The sequence below is a fragment of the Streptomyces sp. NPDC041124 genome (assembly GCF_055592385.1).
On sequence record NZ_JBVIYR010000008.1, the window covers coordinates 301,557 to 320,520 of the forward strand.

18 protein-coding genes are annotated in these 18,964 nt (G+C 71.3%); 17 read left to right on the top strand and 1 reads right to left on the bottom strand.

Annotated features, from left to right (window positions below; all coding sequences use genetic code 11):
• The first annotated feature begins 26 nt into the window (after window positions 1-26).
• From ruvX to nusB, 11 genes are all read left to right on the top strand, one after another.
• A complete protein-coding gene (gene ruvX / locus ACZ6A9_RS23305; protein ID WP_468988670.1) occupies window positions 27-491 on the top strand; it encodes a Holliday junction resolvase RuvX in 465 nt (154 codons plus the stop codon).
• A 128-nt stretch (window positions 492-619) separates the two neighbouring features.
• On the top strand, window positions 620-2,287 hold the full coding sequence (mltG, locus tag ACZ6A9_RS23310) for an endolytic transglycosylase MltG (protein WP_468988370.1): 1,668 nt from the start codon (window positions 620-622) through the stop codon (window positions 2,285-2,287).
• On the top strand, window positions 2,284-3,108 hold the full coding sequence (locus ACZ6A9_RS23315) for a shikimate dehydrogenase (RefSeq protein WP_468988374.1): 825 nt from the start codon (window positions 2,284-2,286) through the stop codon (window positions 3,106-3,108). The genes mltG and ACZ6A9_RS23315 overlap by 4 nt, the downstream gene beginning before the upstream one ends.
• A 53-nt stretch (window positions 3,109-3,161) precedes the next feature.
• A complete protein-coding gene (locus tag ACZ6A9_RS23320) occupies window positions 3,162-3,569 on the top strand; it encodes a hypothetical protein (protein ID WP_468988382.1) in 408 nt (135 codons plus the stop codon).
• 181 nt (window positions 3,570-3,750) lie between these two features.
• Window positions 3,751-4,935, top strand: coding sequence for a chorismate synthase (gene aroC / locus ACZ6A9_RS23325; protein ID WP_468988386.1), 1,185 nt, complete (start codon window positions 3,751-3,753; stop codon window positions 4,933-4,935).
• Window positions 4,932-5,444 carry a shikimate kinase gene (locus ACZ6A9_RS23330; RefSeq protein WP_468988389.1) on the top strand — a complete coding sequence of 171 codons (513 nt, stop codon included), beginning with the start codon at window positions 4,932-4,934 and terminating at the stop codon, window positions 5,442-5,444. The genes aroC and ACZ6A9_RS23330 overlap by 4 nt, the downstream gene beginning before the upstream one ends.
• Complete coding sequence (aroB, locus tag ACZ6A9_RS23335; protein ID WP_468988393.1) at window positions 5,441-6,535, top strand: 3-dehydroquinate synthase; 1,095 nt, start codon at window positions 5,441-5,443, stop codon at window positions 6,533-6,535. The genes ACZ6A9_RS23330 and aroB overlap by 4 nt, the downstream gene beginning before the upstream one ends.
• 128 nt (window positions 6,536-6,663) lie before the next feature.
• Window positions 6,664-7,500, top strand: coding sequence for a Pro-rich N-terminal domain-containing protein (locus tag ACZ6A9_RS23340; protein WP_468988396.1), 837 nt, complete (start codon window positions 6,664-6,666; stop codon window positions 7,498-7,500).
• A gap of 361 nt (window positions 7,501-7,861) precedes the next feature.
• The gene (locus ACZ6A9_RS23345; protein WP_468988400.1) at window positions 7,862-8,968 is read left to right on the top strand and encodes an aminopeptidase P family protein; all 1,107 of its coding nucleotides are present in this window, start codon (window positions 7,862-7,864) and stop codon (window positions 8,966-8,968) included.
• A 71-nt stretch (window positions 8,969-9,039) separates the two neighbouring features.
• Complete coding sequence (gene efp / locus ACZ6A9_RS23350) at window positions 9,040-9,606, top strand: elongation factor P (protein ID WP_189560233.1); 567 nt, start codon at window positions 9,040-9,042, stop codon at window positions 9,604-9,606.
• Window positions 9,607-9,608: 2 nt separating this feature from the next.
• Entirely contained in the window at window positions 9,609-10,037 is a 429-nt protein-coding gene (nusB, locus tag ACZ6A9_RS23355; protein ID WP_468988405.1) for a transcription antitermination factor NusB, read from the top strand.
• 138 nt (window positions 10,038-10,175) lie between these two features.
• Here nusB and bldD read toward each other — a convergent pair whose 3' ends face one another.
• The gene (bldD, locus tag ACZ6A9_RS23360) at window positions 10,176-10,676 is read right to left on the bottom strand and encodes a transcriptional regulator BldD (protein ID WP_190100073.1); all 501 of its coding nucleotides are present in this window, start codon (window positions 10,674-10,676) and stop codon (window positions 10,176-10,178) included.
• Window positions 10,677-10,940: 264 nt separating this feature from the next.
• Between bldD and pyrR the strand changes: the two genes are divergently transcribed.
• The 6 genes from pyrR (at window position 10,941) to carB (ending at window position 18,921) form a co-directional block, all read left to right on the top strand.
• Window positions 10,941-11,534: a bifunctional pyr operon transcriptional regulator/uracil phosphoribosyltransferase PyrR gene (gene pyrR, locus ACZ6A9_RS23365; RefSeq protein ID WP_468988409.1), complete on the top strand. Its 594-nt coding sequence runs from the start codon at window positions 10,941-10,943 to the stop codon at window positions 11,532-11,534.
• A gap of 102 nt (window positions 11,535-11,636) precedes the next feature.
• The gene (locus ACZ6A9_RS23370) at window positions 11,637-12,617 is read left to right on the top strand and encodes an aspartate carbamoyltransferase catalytic subunit (protein WP_468988412.1); all 981 of its coding nucleotides are present in this window, start codon (window positions 11,637-11,639) and stop codon (window positions 12,615-12,617) included.
• Window positions 12,618-12,622: 5 nt separating this feature from the next.
• On the top strand, window positions 12,623-13,909 hold the full coding sequence (locus ACZ6A9_RS23375; RefSeq protein WP_468988415.1) for a dihydroorotase: 1,287 nt from the start codon (window positions 12,623-12,625) through the stop codon (window positions 13,907-13,909).
• Window positions 13,906-14,466 (top strand): PH-like domain-containing protein, encoded by a 561-nt coding sequence (locus ACZ6A9_RS23380; protein WP_468988417.1) that lies wholly within the window; start codon window positions 13,906-13,908, stop codon window positions 14,464-14,466. Before ACZ6A9_RS23375 ends, ACZ6A9_RS23380 begins: the two co-directional genes overlap by 4 nt.
• Window positions 14,463-15,620, top strand: coding sequence for a glutamine-hydrolyzing carbamoyl-phosphate synthase small subunit (gene carA / locus ACZ6A9_RS23385; protein ID WP_468988421.1), 1,158 nt, complete (start codon window positions 14,463-14,465; stop codon window positions 15,618-15,620). Before ACZ6A9_RS23380 ends, carA begins: the two co-directional genes overlap by 4 nt.
• Complete coding sequence (carB, locus tag ACZ6A9_RS23390; protein WP_468988423.1) at window positions 15,613-18,921, top strand: carbamoyl-phosphate synthase large subunit; 3,309 nt, start codon at window positions 15,613-15,615, stop codon at window positions 18,919-18,921. Before carA ends, carB begins: the two co-directional genes overlap by 8 nt.
• Window positions 18,922-18,964: the final 43 nt, after the last annotated feature.

Consider the following 18,964-nt stretch of genomic DNA (forward strand, 5'->3'; position numbering starts at 1 on the left):
CTCAGGAGCAGACGGACGGCCCGGCGATGCGCCGCGGCCGCCGTCTCGCGGTCGACGTCGGGGACGCCCGCATCGGGGTCGCCTCCTGCGACCCCGACGGCATCCTCGCCACCCCCGTCGAGACCGTCCCCGGCCGGGACGTCCCGGCCGCGCACCGCAGACTGAGGCAGCTCGTCGAGGAGTACGAGCCCATCGAGGTCGTCGTCGGCCTGCCCCGCTCCCTCAAGGGGGGCGAGGGCCCCGCCGCCGCGAAGGTCCGCGGCTTCGTCCTCGAACTGGCCCGCCTGATCGCGCCCGTTCCGGTGCGCCTCGTCGACGAACGCATGACGACGGTGACGGCCAGTCAGGGGCTGCGTGCCTCCGGCGTGAAGTCCAAGAAGGGCCGCTCCGTCATCGACCAGGCGGCCGCGGTGATCATCCTCCAGCAGGCACTGGAATCCGAACGGGTGTCAGGCAGACCACCCGGCGAGGGCGTCGAAGTGGTCATCTGATCGCGATACGGTAACGTTCCGCGCGATGCGGGCGGTGTTCGAACAGCCCGGCGCACAGAGAGGGACGGGACGGAAGCCGTGGTCTTCAGGTGGCCGGGCGACCGCCGCCTCGCGGCTCTAGGGGATCGATGACTGAGTATGGCCGGGGCCAAGGCTCCGAACCGTGGAGTCCGGACGACCCGTTGTACGGGGACGGCGGATGGGGAGGACAGCAGGCCCAGCAGGGTCAGCCGTCCCCTTACGGCGGCCAGCCGCAGCAGTATCCGCAGCAGCCGCAGACGCAGCAGTACGGCGACTGGGGCACCGGCGAGCAGCACGGCTACGGGCAGCGGCACGACCAGCAGGGCTACGGGCAGCAGCCGCAGTACCCCCAGTACGACCAGCAGTACGCCTCTCAGCAGCAGCCGCAGTACGACCAGAACGGCTGGCCCGCCGGCGCGCATCACCGGCAGGACCCCTACGCCGCCGACCCGGCGAACCCGTACGGGCAGCAGCCCGGGACCTACGGCGGGGACCAGAGCGACGACTACGGCACCCCCGACGCCTATCCGCCGCCCGAACCGCCCAACCGCCGCCGCACCGACCCCGAGCCGGACAGCGACTGGGACCCGGGTCCCGACCAGGGCGAGCACGCCTTCTTCGCAGGCGACGACGACCGCGACGACGAGCCGGCCGGCCGGCGCGGAAGCGGTGAGCGCCGCGGCGGCAAGGAGAGGAAACGACGCAGCGGTCTGGCCTGCCTCGTCGTGGTCGCGGTCTTCGGCGGCGGCCTGGCCGGTGTCGGCTACTTCGGCTACCAGTTCTACCAGGATCGTTTCGGCAGCCCCGAGGACTACGCGGGCGGCGGCAACGGCCAGGAGGTGACCGTCACGATCCCCAAGGGCTCGGGCGGCTACGCCATCGGCCAGGAACTGAAGAAGAACGGCGTCGTCAAGAGCGTCGACGCGTTCGTCGCGGCCCAGGCGTCCAACCCGCAGGGCAACACCATCCAGGACGGCGTGTACACGCTGCAGAAGGAGATGTCGGCCGCCAGCGCGGTGGAGCTGATGCTCAGCCCGAAGAGCCGCAACAACCTGATCATCGCCGAGGGCAAGCGCAACGCCGACATCTACAAGCTCATCGACGCGCGTCTCGGGGTGTCGCCGGGCACCACGGCCAAGGTGGCCAAGGAGGACTGGGAGAAGCTCGGCCTGCCCGAGTGGGCCCAGAACCACAAGGACGTCAACGACCCGCTGGAAGGATTCCTCTTCCCCTCCAGTTACGGTGTCTCCAAGGGACAGAAGCCCGAGGACGTCCTCAAGCGCATGGTGGCGCAGGCCGCCGAGGTGTACGACAAGCTGGGGGTCGAGGAGGAGGCCGCGAAGCTCGGGCTCGAGAACCCGTGGCAGCTTCTCACCGTCGCCAGCCTCGTCCAGGCCGAGGGCACCAGCCACAGCGACTTCCGCAAGATGGCCGAGGTCATCTACAACCGCCTCGAACCCGGCAACACCGAGACCAACGGCATGCTGGAGTTCGACTCCACGTACAACTACATCAAGAACCAGAGCAAGATCGACCTGACCCTCGCGGAACTCAGGAACTACGACAACCTGTACAACACGTACTTCTACAAGGGTCTGCCGCCCGGACCGATCAGCAATCCGGGCGAGGACGCGGTCAAGGGCGCGCTCGACCCGACGGACGACGGCTGGTTCTACTTCATCTCGCTCGACGGGAAGACCAGCAAGTTCACCAGGACCAACGCCGAACACGCGGAACTGGTCAAGGAGTTCAACAAATCCAGGCAGAGCGGATGACCCCGCGCCGCGCCGCCGTCCTCGGCTCCCCGATCGCCCACTCCCTCTCCCCGGTGCTGCACCGGGCCGCGTACGCGGAACTGGGGCTCGAGGGATGGACGTACGAGCGTTTCGAGGTGGACGAGGAGGCACTGCCCCGGTTCTTCGAGACGCTGGGCCCGCAGTGGGCCGGCCTGTCCCTGACCATGCCGCTGAAGCGGGCGGTCGTCCCGCTGCTCGACCGGATCAGCGCAACGGCCGCCTCGGTCGACGCGGTCAACACCGTCGTCCTCCACGAGGACGGCCGCAGGACCGGTGACAACACCGACATCCCCGGCATCGTCGCCGCCCTGCGCGAGCACGGCATCGACACGGTCGGGACCGCCGCCGTCCTCGGCGCCGGAGCCACCGCCTCCTCCGCGCTCGCCGCCCTCGCGCGGATCTGCACGGGTGAGGTGACCGTCCACGTCCGCAGCGAGGCCCGGGCGGCCGAGATGCGCCAGTGGGCCGAGCGGCTCGGCGTCCCGGTGCGCATCGCCGACTGGGAGGACGCCGAACAGGCCCTCCACGCGCCGCTGGTCGTCAGCACCACCCCGGCCGGTGTCACGGACGTGCTCGCCCGGGCCGTCCCGGAACGTCCGGGGGCCCTCTTCGACGTGCTCTACGACCCGTGGCCGACCGCCCTCGCCGCTCGCTGGTCCGCCTCCGGAGGTGCCGTGATCAGTGGGCTCGACCTGCTGGTGCACCAGGCGGTGCTGCAGGTGGAACAGATGACGGGGCGCTCGCCGGCCCCGCTGGACGCCATGCGAAAAGCGGGAGAACGGGCCCTCGCCGCCCGCTAAGATCCACTCCCGTGTTCCGCAGGGGGCGGGGCACGGGAGGGGGAGCGCGTTCCATGACCACAGGCATGCCGCTGGCATCGTGGAAATCCCAGATATTCGAAGCCGTGCTGGGCTTCCTGCCCGAATGGGCGCAGACCACGGGCCTGGCCCTGATCCTGCTCGCCGTCGTGGTGTCCTGGATCGTCAAGATCAGGAACAGGGCGGCGCGCCGCCGGGCGGCCGCCTCCGCACCGCCGGCCGCCACGGTGAACCGGAACGACCAGGGCCGCGGCGCCGACCACCTCGGCCCCTACGCACCGCAGCGGCAGCAGGGCAGCGGCGCCGACCATCTGGGCCCCTACGCCCCCCGGCCGGCGCAGCCCGCGTCCGGGCCGACGACACCGCCCACCCGGCAGCCGAGCGGTGCCGACTTCCTCGGCGCCTACGCGCCCCGGCGGGGACAGGGAGAGGGCACCGCCTGATCCCCCCGCCGCCCGGAGCGCGATCACGCCCGTCCGCCTGATGGACCGGCGGCCGGGTCCCCCGCCCGGACGTGGGAGGATCGGTGGTGGCGGACCGGGGCCGCGCACCCCGTCACGCCACAGCGGTACGCGAACGGTCGCGTACACACGGCATAGGGGCGCGAAGCACGGAGGAGCACCGTTGAGCAGGTTGCGCTGGCTGACCGCGGGGGAGTCCCACGGTCCCGCACTCGTCGCGACGCTGGAGGGTCTTCCCGCCGGCGTGCCGATCACCACGGACATGGTGGCGGACCACCTCGCGAGGCGGCGGCTGGGCTACGGTCGCGGTGCCCGGATGAAGTTCGAGCGTGACGAGGTCACCTTCCTCGGCGGCGTACGGCACGGCAAGACCCTCGGCTCCCCGGTCGCGGTCATGGTGGGCAACACCGAATGGCCGAAGTGGGAGCAGGTCATGGCGGCCGACCCGGTCGACCCCGAGATCCTGGCCGGCCTGGCGCGCAACGCCCCGCTGACCCGCCCCCGCCCCGGCCACGCCGATCTGGCCGGGATGCAGAAGTACGACTTCGACGAGGCCCGCCCGATCCTGGAGCGCGCCTCCGCCCGTGAGACCGCCGCCCGCGTGGCGCTGGGCGCGGTGGCCCGCTCGTACCTCAAGGAGACGGCCGGCATCGACATCGTCAGCCACGTCGTCGAACTGGCGTCGGCGAAGGCACCGTACGGCGTGTACCCGACGCCGGCGGACGTGGAGCGGCTGGACGCCGACCCGGTGCGCTGCCTGGACGCCGACGCCTCGGAGGCGATGGTCGCGGAGATCGACCAGGCCCACAAGGACGGCGACACCCTCGGCGGGGTCGTCGAGGTGCTGGCCTACGGCGTTCCCGTCGGTCTCGGCTCCCACGTCCACTGGGACCGCCGTCTCGACGCCCGCCTGGCCGCCGCCCTCATGGGCATCCAGGCCATCAAGGGCGTGGAGGTCGGCGACGGGTTCGACCTCGCCCGGGTACCCGGCTCGAAGGCGCACGACGAGATCCTCACCACCCCTGACGGCATCAGGCGCGCCTCCGGCCGCTCCGGCGGCACCGAGGGCGGACTGACCACCGGCGAACTGCTGCGCGTGCGCGCGGCGATGAAGCCGATCGCGACCGTGCCGCGCGCGCTGAGGACCGTCGACGTCGCCACCGGCGAGGAGGCGGCCGCCCATCACCAGCGCTCCGACGTCTGCGCCGTGCCGGCCGCCGGTATCGTCGCCGAGGCCATGGTCGCCCTGGTCCTCGCGGACGCCGTCGCGGAGAAGTTCGGCGGCGACAGCGTCACCGAGACCCGCCGCAACGTGACGTCGTACCTCGACAACCTGGCCATCCGATGAGTCCGCGGATCGTGCTCGTCGGCCCGATGGGCGTGGGCAAGTCCACCGTCGGCCGGCTGCTGGCCGAGCGCCTCGGCGTCGGCTACCGGGACACCGACGACGACATCGTCGCCGCCGAGAACCGGACCATCGCCGACATCTTCGTCGACGACGGCGAAGCGGCCTTCCGGGCCGTCGAGAAGCGCGCCGTGCGCTCGGCGCTCACCGAGCACGAGGGCGTCCTGGCCCTGGGCGGCGGCGCGGTCCTGGACGAGGACACCCGCACGCTGCTCGCCGCGCGGCGGGTCGTCTACCTCTCGATGGACGTCGAGGAGGCGGTCCGGCGCACCGGCCTGGGCGCCGCCCGGCCCCTGCTCGCGGTCAACCCGCGCAAGCAGTGGCGCGAGCTGATGGAGGCCCGAAGGCACCTCTACGAGGAGGTCGCCACGGCTGTCGTGCCCACGGACGGCCGTAGCCCCGAAGAGGTCGCCGAAGCCGCCCTGAACGCACTGGAGCTGAAGGAAGCATGAGCAACGAGGCAGTGACCCGGATCCACATCGCGGGCTCGGCGGGCACCGACCCCTACGAGGTGCTGGTGGGCCGTCAGCTCCTCGGTGAGCTCGGCGGGCTGGTCGGCGACCGGGCCAGGCGGGTCGCGGTCGTGCACCCCGAGGCGCTCGCCGAGACCGGCGACGCGCTCCGCGCGGACCTCGCGGACCAGGGCTACGAAGCGATCGCCATCCAGGTGCCGAACGCGGAGGAGGCCAAGACCGCCGAGGTCGCCGCCTACTGCTGGAAGGCGCTCGGCCAGTCCGGCTTCACCCGCACCGACGTCATCGTGGGGGTCGGCGGCGGCGCCACCACCGACCTGGCCGGGTTCGTCGCGGCGACCTGGCTGCGCGGAGTCCGCTGGATCGCCGTCCCGACCACGGTCCTGGCCATGGTCGACGCGGCCGTCGGCGGCAAGACCGGCATCAACACCGCGGAGGGCAAGAACCTCGTCGGGTCCTTCCACCCGCCCGCCGGCGTCCTGTGCGACCTGGCCGCACTGGACTCCCTCCCGGTCAACGACTACGTGTCCGGACTCGCCGAGGTGATCAAGGCGGGCTTCATCGCCGACCCGGGGATCCTCGACCTGATCGAGTCCGACCCCGAGGCCGCCCGCACCCCGGCGGGCCCGCACACCGCGGAACTCATCGAACGCTCGATCCGGGTCAAGGCCGACGTGGTCTCCTCCGACCTGAAGGAATCCGGGCTGCGCGAGATCCTGAACTACGGCCACACGCTCGGCCACGCCGTCGAGAAGAACGAGCGCTACCAGTGGCGCCACGGGGCGGCCGTGTCCGTCGGCATGCACTTCGCCGCCGAACTGGGCCGCCTCGCGGGCCGCCTCGACGACGCCACCGCCGACCGCCACCGCACGATCCTGAAGTCGGTGGGCCTGCCGCTGCACTACCGCTACGACCAGTGGCCCAAGCTGCTGGAGAACATGAAGGTCGACAAGAAGTCCCGCGGCGACATGCTGCGTTTCATCGTCCTCGACGGGCTCGCCCGGCCCACGGTGCTCGAAGCCCCCGACCCGGCCGTCCTGCTCGCCGCGTACGGCGAGGTGGGTCAGTAACCCGGGCACTCATCACCGCCCCCGGCCGTTCACACCACGACGGCAGGGGGCGGTACCGTTCGGTAGCACGCGGGGCACCACCCCCGCTGTCAGCGCCCCATTGCCTGTACGAGACGGAGTGGCACCGGATGCAGCACGCAGTGGGTTCTCCGCTGCCGCCGCCCCACCAGCCGGGGCACGGACCGGCCGTCGGCTGGTCACCGGCCGCACACCACCCGGGCCAGCACCCGGGACCCGCCCCCGTGCCCCCTCCGGCACCGGGCTATCCCGTGCCCGTGCCCCCCGCGGGCCCGCAGCACGCCTCGATGCCCCCGCCGCCGGACACCACCGGCCATGTGGCACTGCCACCCGGCGGCCCGGTCGCCATGCCCAGCCCCCCGCAGGCCCCCGCGGCGGCGGACCCGGCCGCTACGAGCATCGCGGTGCTGCTCATAGGGCCGGCGGGCGCCGGCAAGACGAGCGTGGCCAAGCACTGGGCGGACCACCGCAGGGTCCCGACCGCCCACATCAGTCTCGACGACGTACGCGAGTGGGTCCGCTCGGGTTTCGCCGACCCGCAGTCCGGGTGGAACGACAACTCCGAGGCGCAGTACCGCCTGGCCCGCCGCACCTGCGGCTTCGCCGCGCGCAACTTCCTGGCCAACGGCATCTCCTGCATCCTCGACGACGCGGTCTTCCCCGACCGTCCGGTCGTCGGCCTCGGCGGCTGGAAGCGCCACGTGGGCCCCGGCCTGCTGCCCGTCGTCCTCCTGCCCGGCCTGGACATCGTCCTGGAGCGCAACGCGGAGCGCACCGGCAATCGCCGCCTCAGCGACGAGGAGGTGGCCCGTATCCACGGCCGCATGGCCGGCTGGTACGGCTCGGGCCTGCCGATCATCGACAACTCTCAGCTGGACATACCGGAAACGGCCCGCGTCCTGGACGACGTCCTGGCCCGCGCGATAGCCAGCCCACCCCAGTGGTGACCAGGCGCCCCACGTTTCCCCGCCATGACCAGCCCGCCCGGCGCGCACCTGTCCGGATCTGAGCGGTCGCGCCCGCGGCGACCACTGGTGACGCGGCAGGACGCTCCCGCGGGCGCCGATGCACGGGAGGGGGTGTGGTGGTGCGGCGGCGGAGGCCGCCGCTCACCCGGTCCCCACACGGTTCACCGTGCCGGTGGCGGCAGGCCCGACCGCGGCGACCCCACCGCCCCACCACACCCCCGACCCACGACCCCCGGACCCACGACGCACCGTCGCGCAGCCCACAGCCCGCAGCCCGCCCGGCCCCCCACTCGGCCCCGCTCGACCGGCGACATCCGGCCACCGCTCCTACGCTCGAAGAATGTCTGAGGTCTACGCGGTGCGCCGGGCGCGTCTACGGGAATGCTGCAACGCGGTCGGCAGCACGGCGGCGCTGGTGTCCCGCCCCGCCAACGTGCGCTACCTCGCCGGCGCCGCCCTCGAAGGCGCCGTCCTGCTCCTGGGCGGCACCGAAGACGTCCTCCTCTGCGCGGCCCCCTTCGACGACCGCTCCCCGCAGGGCCGCCCCGACGCATCACTGCGCCTGCATGTGACGGACGGCGTCGGCGCCGACCCCGCCGTCGCCGCCGCCGGTCTCGCCCTCGCCCAGGGCGTCGACTCCCTCGCCGTCGAGGAGCACCACCTCACCGTGACCCGGCACCGCGAGATCCACTCCGCGGCCCCGGGACTCCGCCTCACCGGCATCGCCGGAGCCGTGGAACAGCTCCGCGTCGTCAAGGACGAGGAGGAGATCTCCTGCCTCCGCATCGGCGCGGAGATCGCAGACCAGGCCCTGGGCGAACTCCTGGAGTCCATCCTCGTCGGCCGCACCGAACGCCACCTCGCCCTCGAACTCGAACGCCGCCTCGTCGACCACGGCGCCGACGGCCCCGCCTTCCCCACCTCGGTGGCCACCGGCCCGAACGCCGGCCGCCCCGGCCACCGCCCCACCGACCGCCGCGTCGAGGAGGGCGACTTCCTCTCCGTCTGCCTCGGCGCCACCTACCGCGGCTACCGCTGCGAGATCGGCCGTACGTTCGTCATCGGCACGGCCCCGGCGGACTGGCAGATCGAGCTGTACGACCTCGTCTTCTCGGCCCAGCGCGCCGGCCGGGAGTCCCTCGTACCGGGCGCCGCCTGCCGTGACGTGGACCGCGCGGCGCGCCATGTCCTGGACTCCGCCGGGTACGCCGAGGCGCTCCCCGGGCGCACCGGTCACGGCGTAGGACTGGAAATCGACGAGGACCCTCAATTGACCCCTGCGGCCATGGGTAAACTGGACGCTTGCGTGCCGGTGACCGTCGAACCGGGGGTCCACCTCCCCGGCCGGGGCGGAGTCCGGATCGATGACACGCTCGTCGTACGCCCCGAGGCGGACGGCGGACCCGAGCTACTCACCATCACGACCAAGGAGCTGCTCGCGCTCTAGCCCCCGTGCTGTGCGCCTGCCCCCGCCCCGGCCGTCGTCCACGTCAGTCCAGTCCAGGAGATTCCGCAACCGTGGCTTCCACGAACGACCTCAAGAACGGCATGGTGCTCAAGCTCGAAGGCGGCCAGCTCTGGTCCGTCGTCGAGTTCCAGCACGTCAAGCCCGGCAAAGGCCCGGCCTTCGTGCGCACCAAGCTGAAGAACGTGCTGTCCGGCAAGACCGTCGACAAGACCTTCAACGCCGGCGTCAAGGTCGAAACGGCCACCGTCGACAAGCGTGACATGCAGTTCTCGTACATGGACGGCGACTACTTCGTCTTCATGGACATGCAGACCTACGACCAGCTGCACATCGACCGCAAGACGGTCGCCGACGCCGCGAACTTCCTCATCGAGGGCTTCGAGGCCACCGTCGCGCAGCACGAGGGCGAGGTGCTCTTCGTCGAGCTGCCCGCCGCGGTCGAGCTGACCATCCAGGAGACCGAGCCGGGCGTGCAGGGCGACCGCTCCACCGGCGGCACCAAGCCGGCGATCCTGGAGACCGGCCACCAGATCCAGGTCCCCCTCTTCATCACCACCGGTGAGAAGATCAAGGTCGACACCCGCACCAGCGACTACCTCGGCCGGGTGAACAGCTAACCGTGGCTGCCCGCAACACGGCCCGCAAGCGCGCCTTTCAGATCCTCTTCGAGGGCGACCAGCGCGGCACCGAGGTCCTGACGGTCCTCGCCGACTGGATCCGGCACGCCCGGTCCGACACCCGGCAGCCGCCGGTGAGCGAGTACACGATGCAGCTCGTCGAGGGCTACGCGGAACACGCGCAGCGCATCGACGAGCTGATCTCCCAGTACTCGGTCGGCTGGACCCTGGACCGGATGCCGGTCGTCGACCGCAACATCCTGCGCCTGGGCGCCTACGAGCTGATCTGGGTCGACGAGACCCCGGACGCGGTCGTCCTGGACGAGATGGTGCAGCTGGCGAAGGAGTTCTCCACGGACGAGTCGCCCTCCTTCGTGAACGGCCTGCTGGGCCGGCTGAAGGAACTCAAGCCGTCCCTGCGCCGGGAGTAGCCCCGCCGGGGGCGGGGCGGGCCGCGCGCCCCACTTCGACGGCCCGCGCCGAGACCGCCACGCCCGCGAAAACCGCCGGGGGCCGGAACCATGTGGTTCCGGCCCCCGGCGGCACGTTTCTGCGTGACCCGCGCAGCCCTACTCCTCGTGCGAGGCCACCGCGCGGCGCGCGTCCGCGTCCAGCACGCCCCAGCTGATCAGCTGCTCGGTCAGGACCGAGGGCGACTGGTCGTAGATGACGGCGAGGGTGCGCAGGTCGTCCTGGCGGATGGAGAGCACCTTGCCGTTGTAGTCGCCGCGCTGCGACTGGATCGTCGCCGCGTAGCGCTGCAGCGGGCCCGCCTTCTCGGCCGGCACCGTGGCCAGCCGCTCCAGGTCCAGGACCAGCTTCGGCGGCGGCTCGGCGGCGCCGCCCGGGGTCGTGCCCGGCAGCAGCTCCTGCACCGGGACGCCGTAGAAGTCCGCCAGCTCCGCGAGGCGCTGCACGGTCACGGCCCGGTCGCCGCGCTCGTACGAACCGACCACGACCGCCTTCCAGCGGCCCTGGGACTTCTCCTCGACACCGTGGAGGGAAAGGCCCTGCTGGGTGCGGATCGCCCGGAGTTTGGCCCCGAGCTGTTTGGCGTATTCGCTGGACATATAGCTCCCCGGCACTGTGTCGACGCGGCTCTGGCTGGTTTCCATGCCGCGCGGCTGGTAACTCACTGTGAGGTTACGCAGCGTTACTCTCGTGCGTCAAGCCGAATGGTCCACACCGACTCTTCCGTGGTAGCGAAGATGGGCTGCTCCATTCGAGTGATCAGGGGTGTCGCTGCGGGCTGATCCCGACCTGATAGATTGAGCGACGCAATCCGACGTCCTTTAATGTCCGTCCCGTGAGGCGGAGAAGGAGGTCCGTGTCACATGGACAAGCAGCACACGCAGTACACGCAAGGCTCCCAGGACGCGCAGCCCGACGCGCGGCCCGTCCTCGAAGGCCCCGACATCGCCCGGGTCCTGACCCGCATCGCCCACGAGATCGTCGAACGCGCCAAGGGCGCCGACGACGTGGTGCTCCTCGGCATTCCGACCAGAGGCGTCTTCCTCGCCCAGCGGCTCGCCGCCAAGCTCGAGGAGATCACCGAGCGCAAGGTCCCGGTCGGCTCGCTCGACATCACCATGTACCGCGACGACCTGCGCATGCACCCGCCGCGTGCGCTGGCCCGCACCGAGATCCCCGGTGACGGCATCGACGGCCGCCTCGTCGTCCTCGTCGACGACGTGCTCTTCTCCGGCCGCACCATCCGCGCCGCCCTCGACGCGCTGAACGACATCGGGCGGCCCCGCGCGGTGCAGCTCGCCGTCCTCGTCGACCGCGGCCACCGCGAACTGCCCATCCGTGCCGACTACGTCGGCAAGAACCTCCCCACGTCGCTGCGGGAGACGGTCAAGGTCCTGCTCGCCGAGGAGGACGGTCGCGACACCGTGCTGCTCGGCGCCAAGCAGACCGCCCAGTAGCACTTCGGGCGCACGCCGACGGCGTGTGCCGGCTCGGCACGCCCACGCGCGTACCCGTCTGCCCGATTTCGCCTCATTGAACTGCCTTACGGAGCCTGACAGATGCAGCGTCATCTCATCTCGGCCGCCGACCTCACCCGCGACGACGCCGTCCTGATCCTCGACACCGCCGAGGAGATGGCCCGGGTCGCCGACCGGCCGATCAAGAAACTGCCGACCCTGCGCGGCCGCACGGTCGTGAACCTCTTCTTCGAGGACTCCACCCGCACCCGGATCTCCTTCGAGGCCGCGGAGAAGCGGCTGTCCGCGGACGTCATCAACTTCACCGCCAAGGGCTCCAGCGTCTCCAAGGGCGAATCCCTGAAGGACACCGCCCAGACCCTGGAGGCCATGGGCGTGGACGCCGTGGTCATCCGGCACGGCGCCTCGGGAGCCCCCTACCGGCTGGCCACCTCCGGCTGGATCGACGCACACGTCATCAACGCCGGCGACGGCACCCACCAGCACCCCACCCAGGCCCTGCTCGACGCCTTCACCATGCGGCGCCGGCTCGTCGGCCGGGACGCGGGGATCGGCCAGGACCTCTCCGGCCGGCGCATCACCATCGTCGGCGACATCCTGCACAGCCGGGTCGCCCGCTCCAACGTCGACCTGCTGCACACCCTCGGCGCCGAGGTCACCCTCGTCGCCCCGCCGACCCTGCTGCCGGTCGGCATCGACACCTGGCCGTGCGAGGTGTCGTACGACCTCGACTCCACGCTCACGAAGTCCGACGCGGTGATGATGCTGCGCGTGCAGCGCGAGCGGATGAACGCCGCGTTCTTCCCCACCGAGCGGGAGTACTCGCGCCGCTACGGCCTCGACGGCGAGCGCATGGCGCGGATGCCGCGGCACGCCATCGTGATGCACCCGGGGCCGATGGTCCGCGGCATGGAGATCACCGCCGAGGTCGCGGACTCCGACCGCTGCACCGTGATCGAGCAGGTCACCAACGGGGTCTCCATCCGCATGGCCGTCCTCTACCTGCTGCTGGGCGGCAACGAGCCCGCCGTGTCCCACGCCCGTACCACCGAGGAGAAGTAGAGACGATGAGCAAGATCCTGATCCGTGGTGCGAAGGTGCTCGGCGGCAAGCCGCAGGACGTCCTGGTCGACGGTGAGACGATCGCCCGGGTCGGCACCGGGCTGACGGCCGAGGGCGCCGAGGTCGTCGAGGCCGCCGGCAAGGTCCTCCTGCCGGGCCTGGTCGACCTGCACACCCACCTGCGCGAACCCGGCCGCGAGGACTCCGAGACGGTGCTCACCGGCACCCGGGCCGCGGCCGGCGGCGGCTACACCAGCGTCTTCGCCATGGCCAACACCTTCCCGGTCGCCGACACCGCGGGCGTCGTCGAGCAGGTCTGGCGGCTCGGCCAGGAGTCCGGCTACTGCGACGTGCAGCCCATCGGCGCCGTCACCGTCGGCCTCGAGGGGAAGAAGCTCGCCGAACTGGGCGCCATGCACGAGTCCGCGGCCGGCGTCACCGTCTTCTCCGACGACGGCAAGTGCGTCCACGACGCCGTGATCATGCGCCGCGCCCTGGAGTACGTGAAGGCCTTCGGCGGGGTCGTCGCCCAGCACGCCCAGGAGCCGCGGCTCACCGAGGGCGCCGAGATGAACGAGGGCGTCGTCTCCGCCGAGCTCGGCCTCGGCGGCTGGCCCGCCGTCGCCGAGGAATCGATCATCGCGCGGGACGTGCTGCTCGCCGAGCACGTCGGCTCCCGCGTCCACATTTGCCACCTGTCCACGGCGGGCAGCGTCGAGATCGTCCGCTGGGCCAAGTCCCGCGGCATCGACGTCACCGCGGAGGTCACCCCGCACCACCTCCTCCTCACCGACGAGCTGGTCCGCACCTACAACCCGGTCTACAAGGTCAACCCGCCGCTGCGCACCGAACGCGACGTGCTGGCGCTGCGCGAGGCACTCGCCGACGGGACGATCGACATCGTCGCCACCGACCACGCCCCGCACCCGCACGAGGACAAGGACTGCGAGTGGGCCGCGGCCGCCATGGGCATGGTCGGCCTGGAGACCGCCCTGTCGGTGGTCCAGGAGACGATGGTGGACACGGGCCTGCTGGACTGGGCGGGCGTCGCCGACCGCATGTCCTTCACGCCCGCGCGCATCGGGCGGGCCGAGGGCCACGGCCGTCCCGTCTCGGCAGGTGAGCCCGCCAACCTCACCCTCGTCGACACGGCATACCGTGGGTCCGTGGACCCCGCGGGCTTCGCCTCGCGCAGCCGCAACACACCCTACGAGGGCCGCGAGCTGCCGGGCCGTGTCACCCACACCTGGCTCCGGGGCAAGGCCACGCTCGTCGACGGGAAGCTCACGTGACACCTCTCATCCTGCTGGCCGCCGAGAAGGAATCGGCGGAAGTGACCGACTGGGCCGCCCGGATCGGCTGGGTCGTCGGACTCGCCCTGTTCGTGGCGCTCGTCTACTGGCTGATGCGCGAGGGCTGGCGGTGGCGGGGCACCCTCCAGGGCGACCTGCCGGAGCTGCACAGCGCGCCGGACGACCCGGGCCCGGCGAAACTGAGCATGAGCGGCCGCTACCACGGCTCCACCACCGCCGGTCAGTGGCTCGACCGCATCGTGGCGCACGGTCTGGGCACCCGCAGCCGTGCCGAGCTGACGCTCACCGACGCGGGAGTGGACGTCGTACGACCGGGAGCGGACGACTTCTTCGTCCCGGCGGACGCGCTGCGCGGGGCCCGGCTCGACAAGGGCATCGCCGGCAAGGTCCTCACCGAGGGCGGTCTGCTGGTCGTCACCTGGGCGCACGGCGAGCGGCTGATCGACTCCGGCTTCCGCTCCGACCACGCCGCCGAGCACAACGCATGGGTCGAGGCCCTCAATCACCTGATCAACAAGACGGAAGGCGCACGATGACAACCTCCACCAGGGGAACCGCCAAGGTTCCCGCCGTACTCGTCCTGGAGGACGGCCGGATCTTCCGCGGCCGCGCCTACGGGGCAGTGGGGGAGACCTTCGGCGAAGCGGTGTTCTCCACCGGCATGACCGGCTACCAGGAGACCCTCACCGACCCGTCCTACCACCGCCAGGTGGTCGTGATGACCGCCCCGCACGTGGGCAACACGGGCGTCAACGACGAGGACATGGAGTCCAGGAAGATCTGGGTCTCCGGCTACGTCGTGCGCGACCCCGCACGCGTGCCGTCCAACTGGCGCTCGACGCGCTCGCTGGACCAGGAGCTCGCCGCCCAGGGCGTCGTCGGCATCTGCGGCATCGACACCCGCGCACTCACCCGCCACCTGCGCGAGCGCGGCGCCATGCGGGTGGGCATCTTCAGCGGCGACACGGTGCGCGACGACGCGACCCTGCTCGCCCGCGTCAAGGAAGCACCCGAGATGGAGGGCGCCGACCTCTCCGCCGAGGTCGCCACCACCGAGCCGTACGTCGTCCCGGCCATCGGCGAGAAGAAGTTCACCGTCGCCGCCATCGACCTCGGTATCAAGGGCATGACCCCGCAGCGCATGGCCGAGCGCGGCATCGAGGTGCACGTCCTGCCGGCCACGGCGACCGTGGACGACGTCTACGCCGTCAACCCCGACGGCGTGTTCTTCTCCAACGGCCCCGGCGACCCCGCCACCGCCGACCACCCGGTCTCCGTCATGCGGGCGGTCCTGGAGCGCGGCACCCCGCTCTTCGGCATCTGCTTCGGCAACCAGATCCTCGGCCGCGCCCTCGGCTTCGGCACCTACAAGCTGAAGTACGGCCACCGCGGCATCAACCAGCCGGTGCAGGACCGCACGACCGGCAAGGTCGAGGTCACCGCGCACAACCACGGATTCGCCGTCGACGCCCCGCTCGACAAGGTCTCCGACACCCCCTACGGCCGCGCCGAGGTCTCCCACGTCTGCCTCAACGACAACGTGGTGGAGGGCCTCCAGCTGCTCGACAGGCCGGCCTTCAGCGTCCAGTACCACCCCGAAGCGGCAGCGGGCCCGCACGACGCCGCCTACCTGTTCGACCGCTTCACCTCTTTGATGAGCACCGTCCCGATGGAGGGCCAGCGTGCCTAAGCGCACCGATATCCAGTCCGTCCTGGTCATCGGCTCGGGCCCGATCGTCATCGGCCAGGCCGCAGAGTTCGACTACTCCGGCACCCAGGCGTGCCGCGTCCTCAAGGCCGAGGGCCTGCGCGTCGTCCTGGTGAACTCCAACCCGGCGACGATCATGACCGACCCGGAGATCGCCGACGCCACCTACGTCGAGCCGATCACCCCCGAGTTCGTCGAGAAGATCATCGCCAAGGAGCGGCCGGACGCCCTGCTGCCCACCCTGGGCGGCCAGACGGCCCTGAACACCGCCATCTCCCTGCACGAGAACGGCGTCCTCGACAAGTACGGCGTCGAGCTGATCGGCGCCAACGTCGAGGCGATCCACAAGGGCGAGGACCGCGACCGGTTCAAGGAGGTCGTCGAGGCCGTCCGCGGCAAGATCGGGCACGGCGAGTCCGCCCGCTCGGTCATCTGCCACACCATGGACGAGGTGCTCGCCGGCGTCGACGAGCTCGGCGGCTACCCGGTCGTCGTCCGCCCCTCCTTCACCATGGGCGGTGCCGGCTCCGGCTTCGCCCACGACGAGGAGGAGCTGCGCCGCATCGCCGGTCAGGGCCTCACCCTCTCGCCGACCACCGAGGTGCTCCTGGAGGAGTCCATCCTCGGCTGGAAGGAGTACGAGCTGGAGCTGATGCGCGACAAGCACGACAACGTCGTGGTCGTCTGCTCCATCGAGAACTTCGACCCCATGGGCGTGCACACCGGTGACTCCATCACCGTCGCCCCGGCGATGACGCTCACCGACCGCGAGTACCAGACCCTGCGGGACATCGGCATCGCCGTCATCCGCGAGGTCGGCGTCGACACCGGCGGCTGCAACATCCAGTTCGCGGTGAACCCCGAGGACGGCCGGGTCATCGTCATCGAGATGAACCCGCGTGTCTCGCGCTCCTCGGCGCTCGCCTCCAAGGCGACCGGCTTCCCGATCGCCAAGATCGCCGCCAAGCTGGCCGTCGGCTACACCCTCGACGAGATCCCGAACGACATCACCCGCGAGACCCCGGCCTCCTTCGAGCCGACGCTCGACTACGTCGTCGTGAAGGCACCCCGGTTCGCCTTCGAGAAGTTCCCCTCCGCCGACTCCACCCTCACCACCACCATGAAGTCGGTCGGCGAGGCCATGGCCATCGGCCGCAACTTCACCGAGGCGTTCCAGAAGGCGCTGCGCTCGCTGGAGAAGAAGGGCAGCCAGTTCACCTTCGTCGGCGAGCCCGGCGACAAGGCGGAGCTGCTGCACGAGGCGGTCCGCCCGACCGACGGCCGCATCAACGCCGTCATGGGCGCGATCCGCGCGGGCGCCACCCCCGAGGAGGTCTTCGACGCCACGAAGATCGACCCCTGGTTCGTCGACCAGCTCTTCCTCCTCAAGGAGACCGCCGACGAGCTGGCCGCAGCGCCCGAGCTGACCCGCGACCTGCTCGCCGAGGCCAAGCGGCACGGCTTCTCCGACCAGCAGATCGGCGAGATCCGCGGCCTGCGCGAGGACGTCGTCCGCGAGGTCCGGCACGCGCTGGGCATCCGGCCGGTCTACAAGACCGTCGACACCTGCGCCGCCGAGTTCGCCGCGAGGACGCCGTACTTCTACTCCTCCTACGACGAGGAGAGCGAGGTCGCCCCGCGCGAGAAGCCCGCGGTGATCATCCTGGGCTCCGGCCCGAACCGCATCGGCCAGGGCATCGAGTTCGACTACTCCTGCGTCCACGCCTCCTTCGCGCTCAGCGACGCGGGCTACGAGACCGTGATGGTCAACTGCAACCCCGAGACCGTCTCCACCGACTACGACACCTCCGACCGGCTCTACTTCGAGCCGCTCACCCTGGAGGACGTCCTGGAGATCGTCCACGCCGAGCGGCAGGCCGGACCGGTCGCGGGCGTCGTCGTCCAACTCGGCGGCCAGACCCCGCTCGGCCTGGCGCAGGCGCTCAAGGACAACGGCGTGCCGATCGTCGGCACCTCCCCGGAGGCCATCCACGCCGCCGAGGACCGCGGCGCCTTCGGCCAGGTCCTCAAGGAAGCCGGCCTGCCCGCCCCCAAGCACGGCACCGCCACCACCTTCGCCGAGGCCAAGGCCATCGCCGACGAGATCGGCTACCCGGTCCTCGTCCGCCCGTCCTACGTGCTCGGCGGCCGCGGCATGGAGATCGTCTACGACGAGGCCCGGCTGGAGTCGTACATCACCGAGTCGACCGAGATCAGCCCCTCCCGGCCGGTGCTCGTCGACCGCTTCCTCGACGACGCCATAGAGATCGACGTCGACGCCCTCTACGACGGCGAGGAGCTCTACCTCGGCGGTGTCATGGAGCACATCGAGGAGGCCGGCATCCACTCCGGCGACTCGGCGTGCGCCCTGCCGCCGATCACGCTCGGCGGCTACGACATCAAGCGGCTGCGCGCCTCCACCGAGGGCATCGCCCGCGGAGTAGGGGTGCGCGGCCTGATCAACATCCAGTTCGCGCTGTCCGGCGACATCCTCTACGTCCTGGAGGCCAACCCGCGCGCCTCGCGCACCGTGCCCTTCACCTCCAAGGCGACCGCGGTGCCGCTGGCGAAGGCCGCCGCACGGATCTCGCTGGGCGCCACCATCGCCGAACTGCGCGCCGAGGGCCTGCTCCCGGCGACCGGGGACGGCGGCACCCTCCCGCTGGACGCGCCGATCTCCGTCAAGGAGGCCGTGCTGCCCTGGTCCCGCTTCCGGGACATCCACGGACGCGGCGTCGACACCGTGCTCGGCCCGGAGATGCGCTCCACCGGCGAGGTCATGGGCATCGACTCCCTCTTCGGCACGGCCTACGCCAAGTCGCAGTCCGGCGCCTACGGGCCCCTGCCCACCAAGGGGCGCGCCTTCATCTCGGTCGCCAACCGCGACAAGCGCTCGATGATCTTCCCCGCGCGGGAGCTGGTGGCGCACGGCTTCGAACTGCTCGCCACCTCCGGCACCGCCGAGGTCCTCCAGCGCAACGGCATCAACGCCACCGTGGTGCGCAAGCACTCCGAGGGCACCGGCCCGGACGGTGAGCGGACCATCGTCCAGCTCATCCACGACGGCGAGGTCGACCTCATCGTCAACACCCCGTACGGCACCGGCGGCCGCCTCGACGGCTACGACATCCGCACGGCCGCCGTGGCCCGCTCCGTCCCGTGCCTGACCACGGTCCAGGCGCTCGCCGCCGCCGTCCAGGGCATCGACGCGCTCAACCGCGGGGACGTGGGCGTCCGCTCGCTCCAGGAACACGCGGAACATCTGACCGCGGCCCGCGACTAGCAGCCCTCAGGGGGACACCGGAAACGGTGTCCCCCTCTTCATG

Bases quoted from the DNA above. Each gene is read 5' to 3' on its own strand.
- ACZ6A9_RS23340 (WP_468988396.1), top strand. From the start codon at position 6,664: ATGCAGCACGCAGTGGGTTCTCCGCTGCCGCCGCCCCACCAGCCGGGG.
- bldD (WP_190100073.1), bottom strand. From the start codon at position 10,676: ATGTCCAGCGAATACGCCAAACAGCTCGGGGCCAAACTCCGGGCGATC.
- ACZ6A9_RS23345 (WP_468988400.1), top strand. From the start codon at position 7,862: ATGTCTGAGGTCTACGCGGTGCGCCGGGCGCGTCTACGGGAATGCTGC.
- ACZ6A9_RS23375 (WP_468988415.1), top strand. From the start codon at position 12,623: ATGAGCAAGATCCTGATCCGTGGTGCGAAGGTGCTCGGCGGCAAGCCG.
- mltG (WP_468988370.1), top strand. From the start codon at position 620: ATGACTGAGTATGGCCGGGGCCAAGGCTCCGAACCGTGGAGTCCGGAC.
- ACZ6A9_RS23370 (WP_468988412.1), top strand. From the start codon at position 11,637: ATGCAGCGTCATCTCATCTCGGCCGCCGACCTCACCCGCGACGACGCC.
- ACZ6A9_RS23320 (WP_468988382.1), top strand. From the start codon at position 3,162: ATGACCACAGGCATGCCGCTGGCATCGTGGAAATCCCAGATATTCGAA.
- pyrR (WP_468988409.1), top strand. From the start codon at position 10,941: ATGGACAAGCAGCACACGCAGTACACGCAAGGCTCCCAGGACGCGCAG.
- ACZ6A9_RS23315 (WP_468988374.1), top strand. From the start codon at position 2,284: ATGACCCCGCGCCGCGCCGCCGTCCTCGGCTCCCCGATCGCCCACTCC.
- ruvX (WP_468988670.1), top strand. From the start codon at position 27: ATGCGCCGCGGCCGCCGTCTCGCGGTCGACGTCGGGGACGCCCGCATC.
- carA (WP_468988421.1), top strand. From the start codon at position 14,463: ATGACAACCTCCACCAGGGGAACCGCCAAGGTTCCCGCCGTACTCGTC.
- aroB (WP_468988393.1), top strand. From the start codon at position 5,441: ATGAGCAACGAGGCAGTGACCCGGATCCACATCGCGGGCTCGGCGGGC.
- ACZ6A9_RS23330 (WP_468988389.1), top strand. From the start codon at position 4,932: ATGAGTCCGCGGATCGTGCTCGTCGGCCCGATGGGCGTGGGCAAGTCC.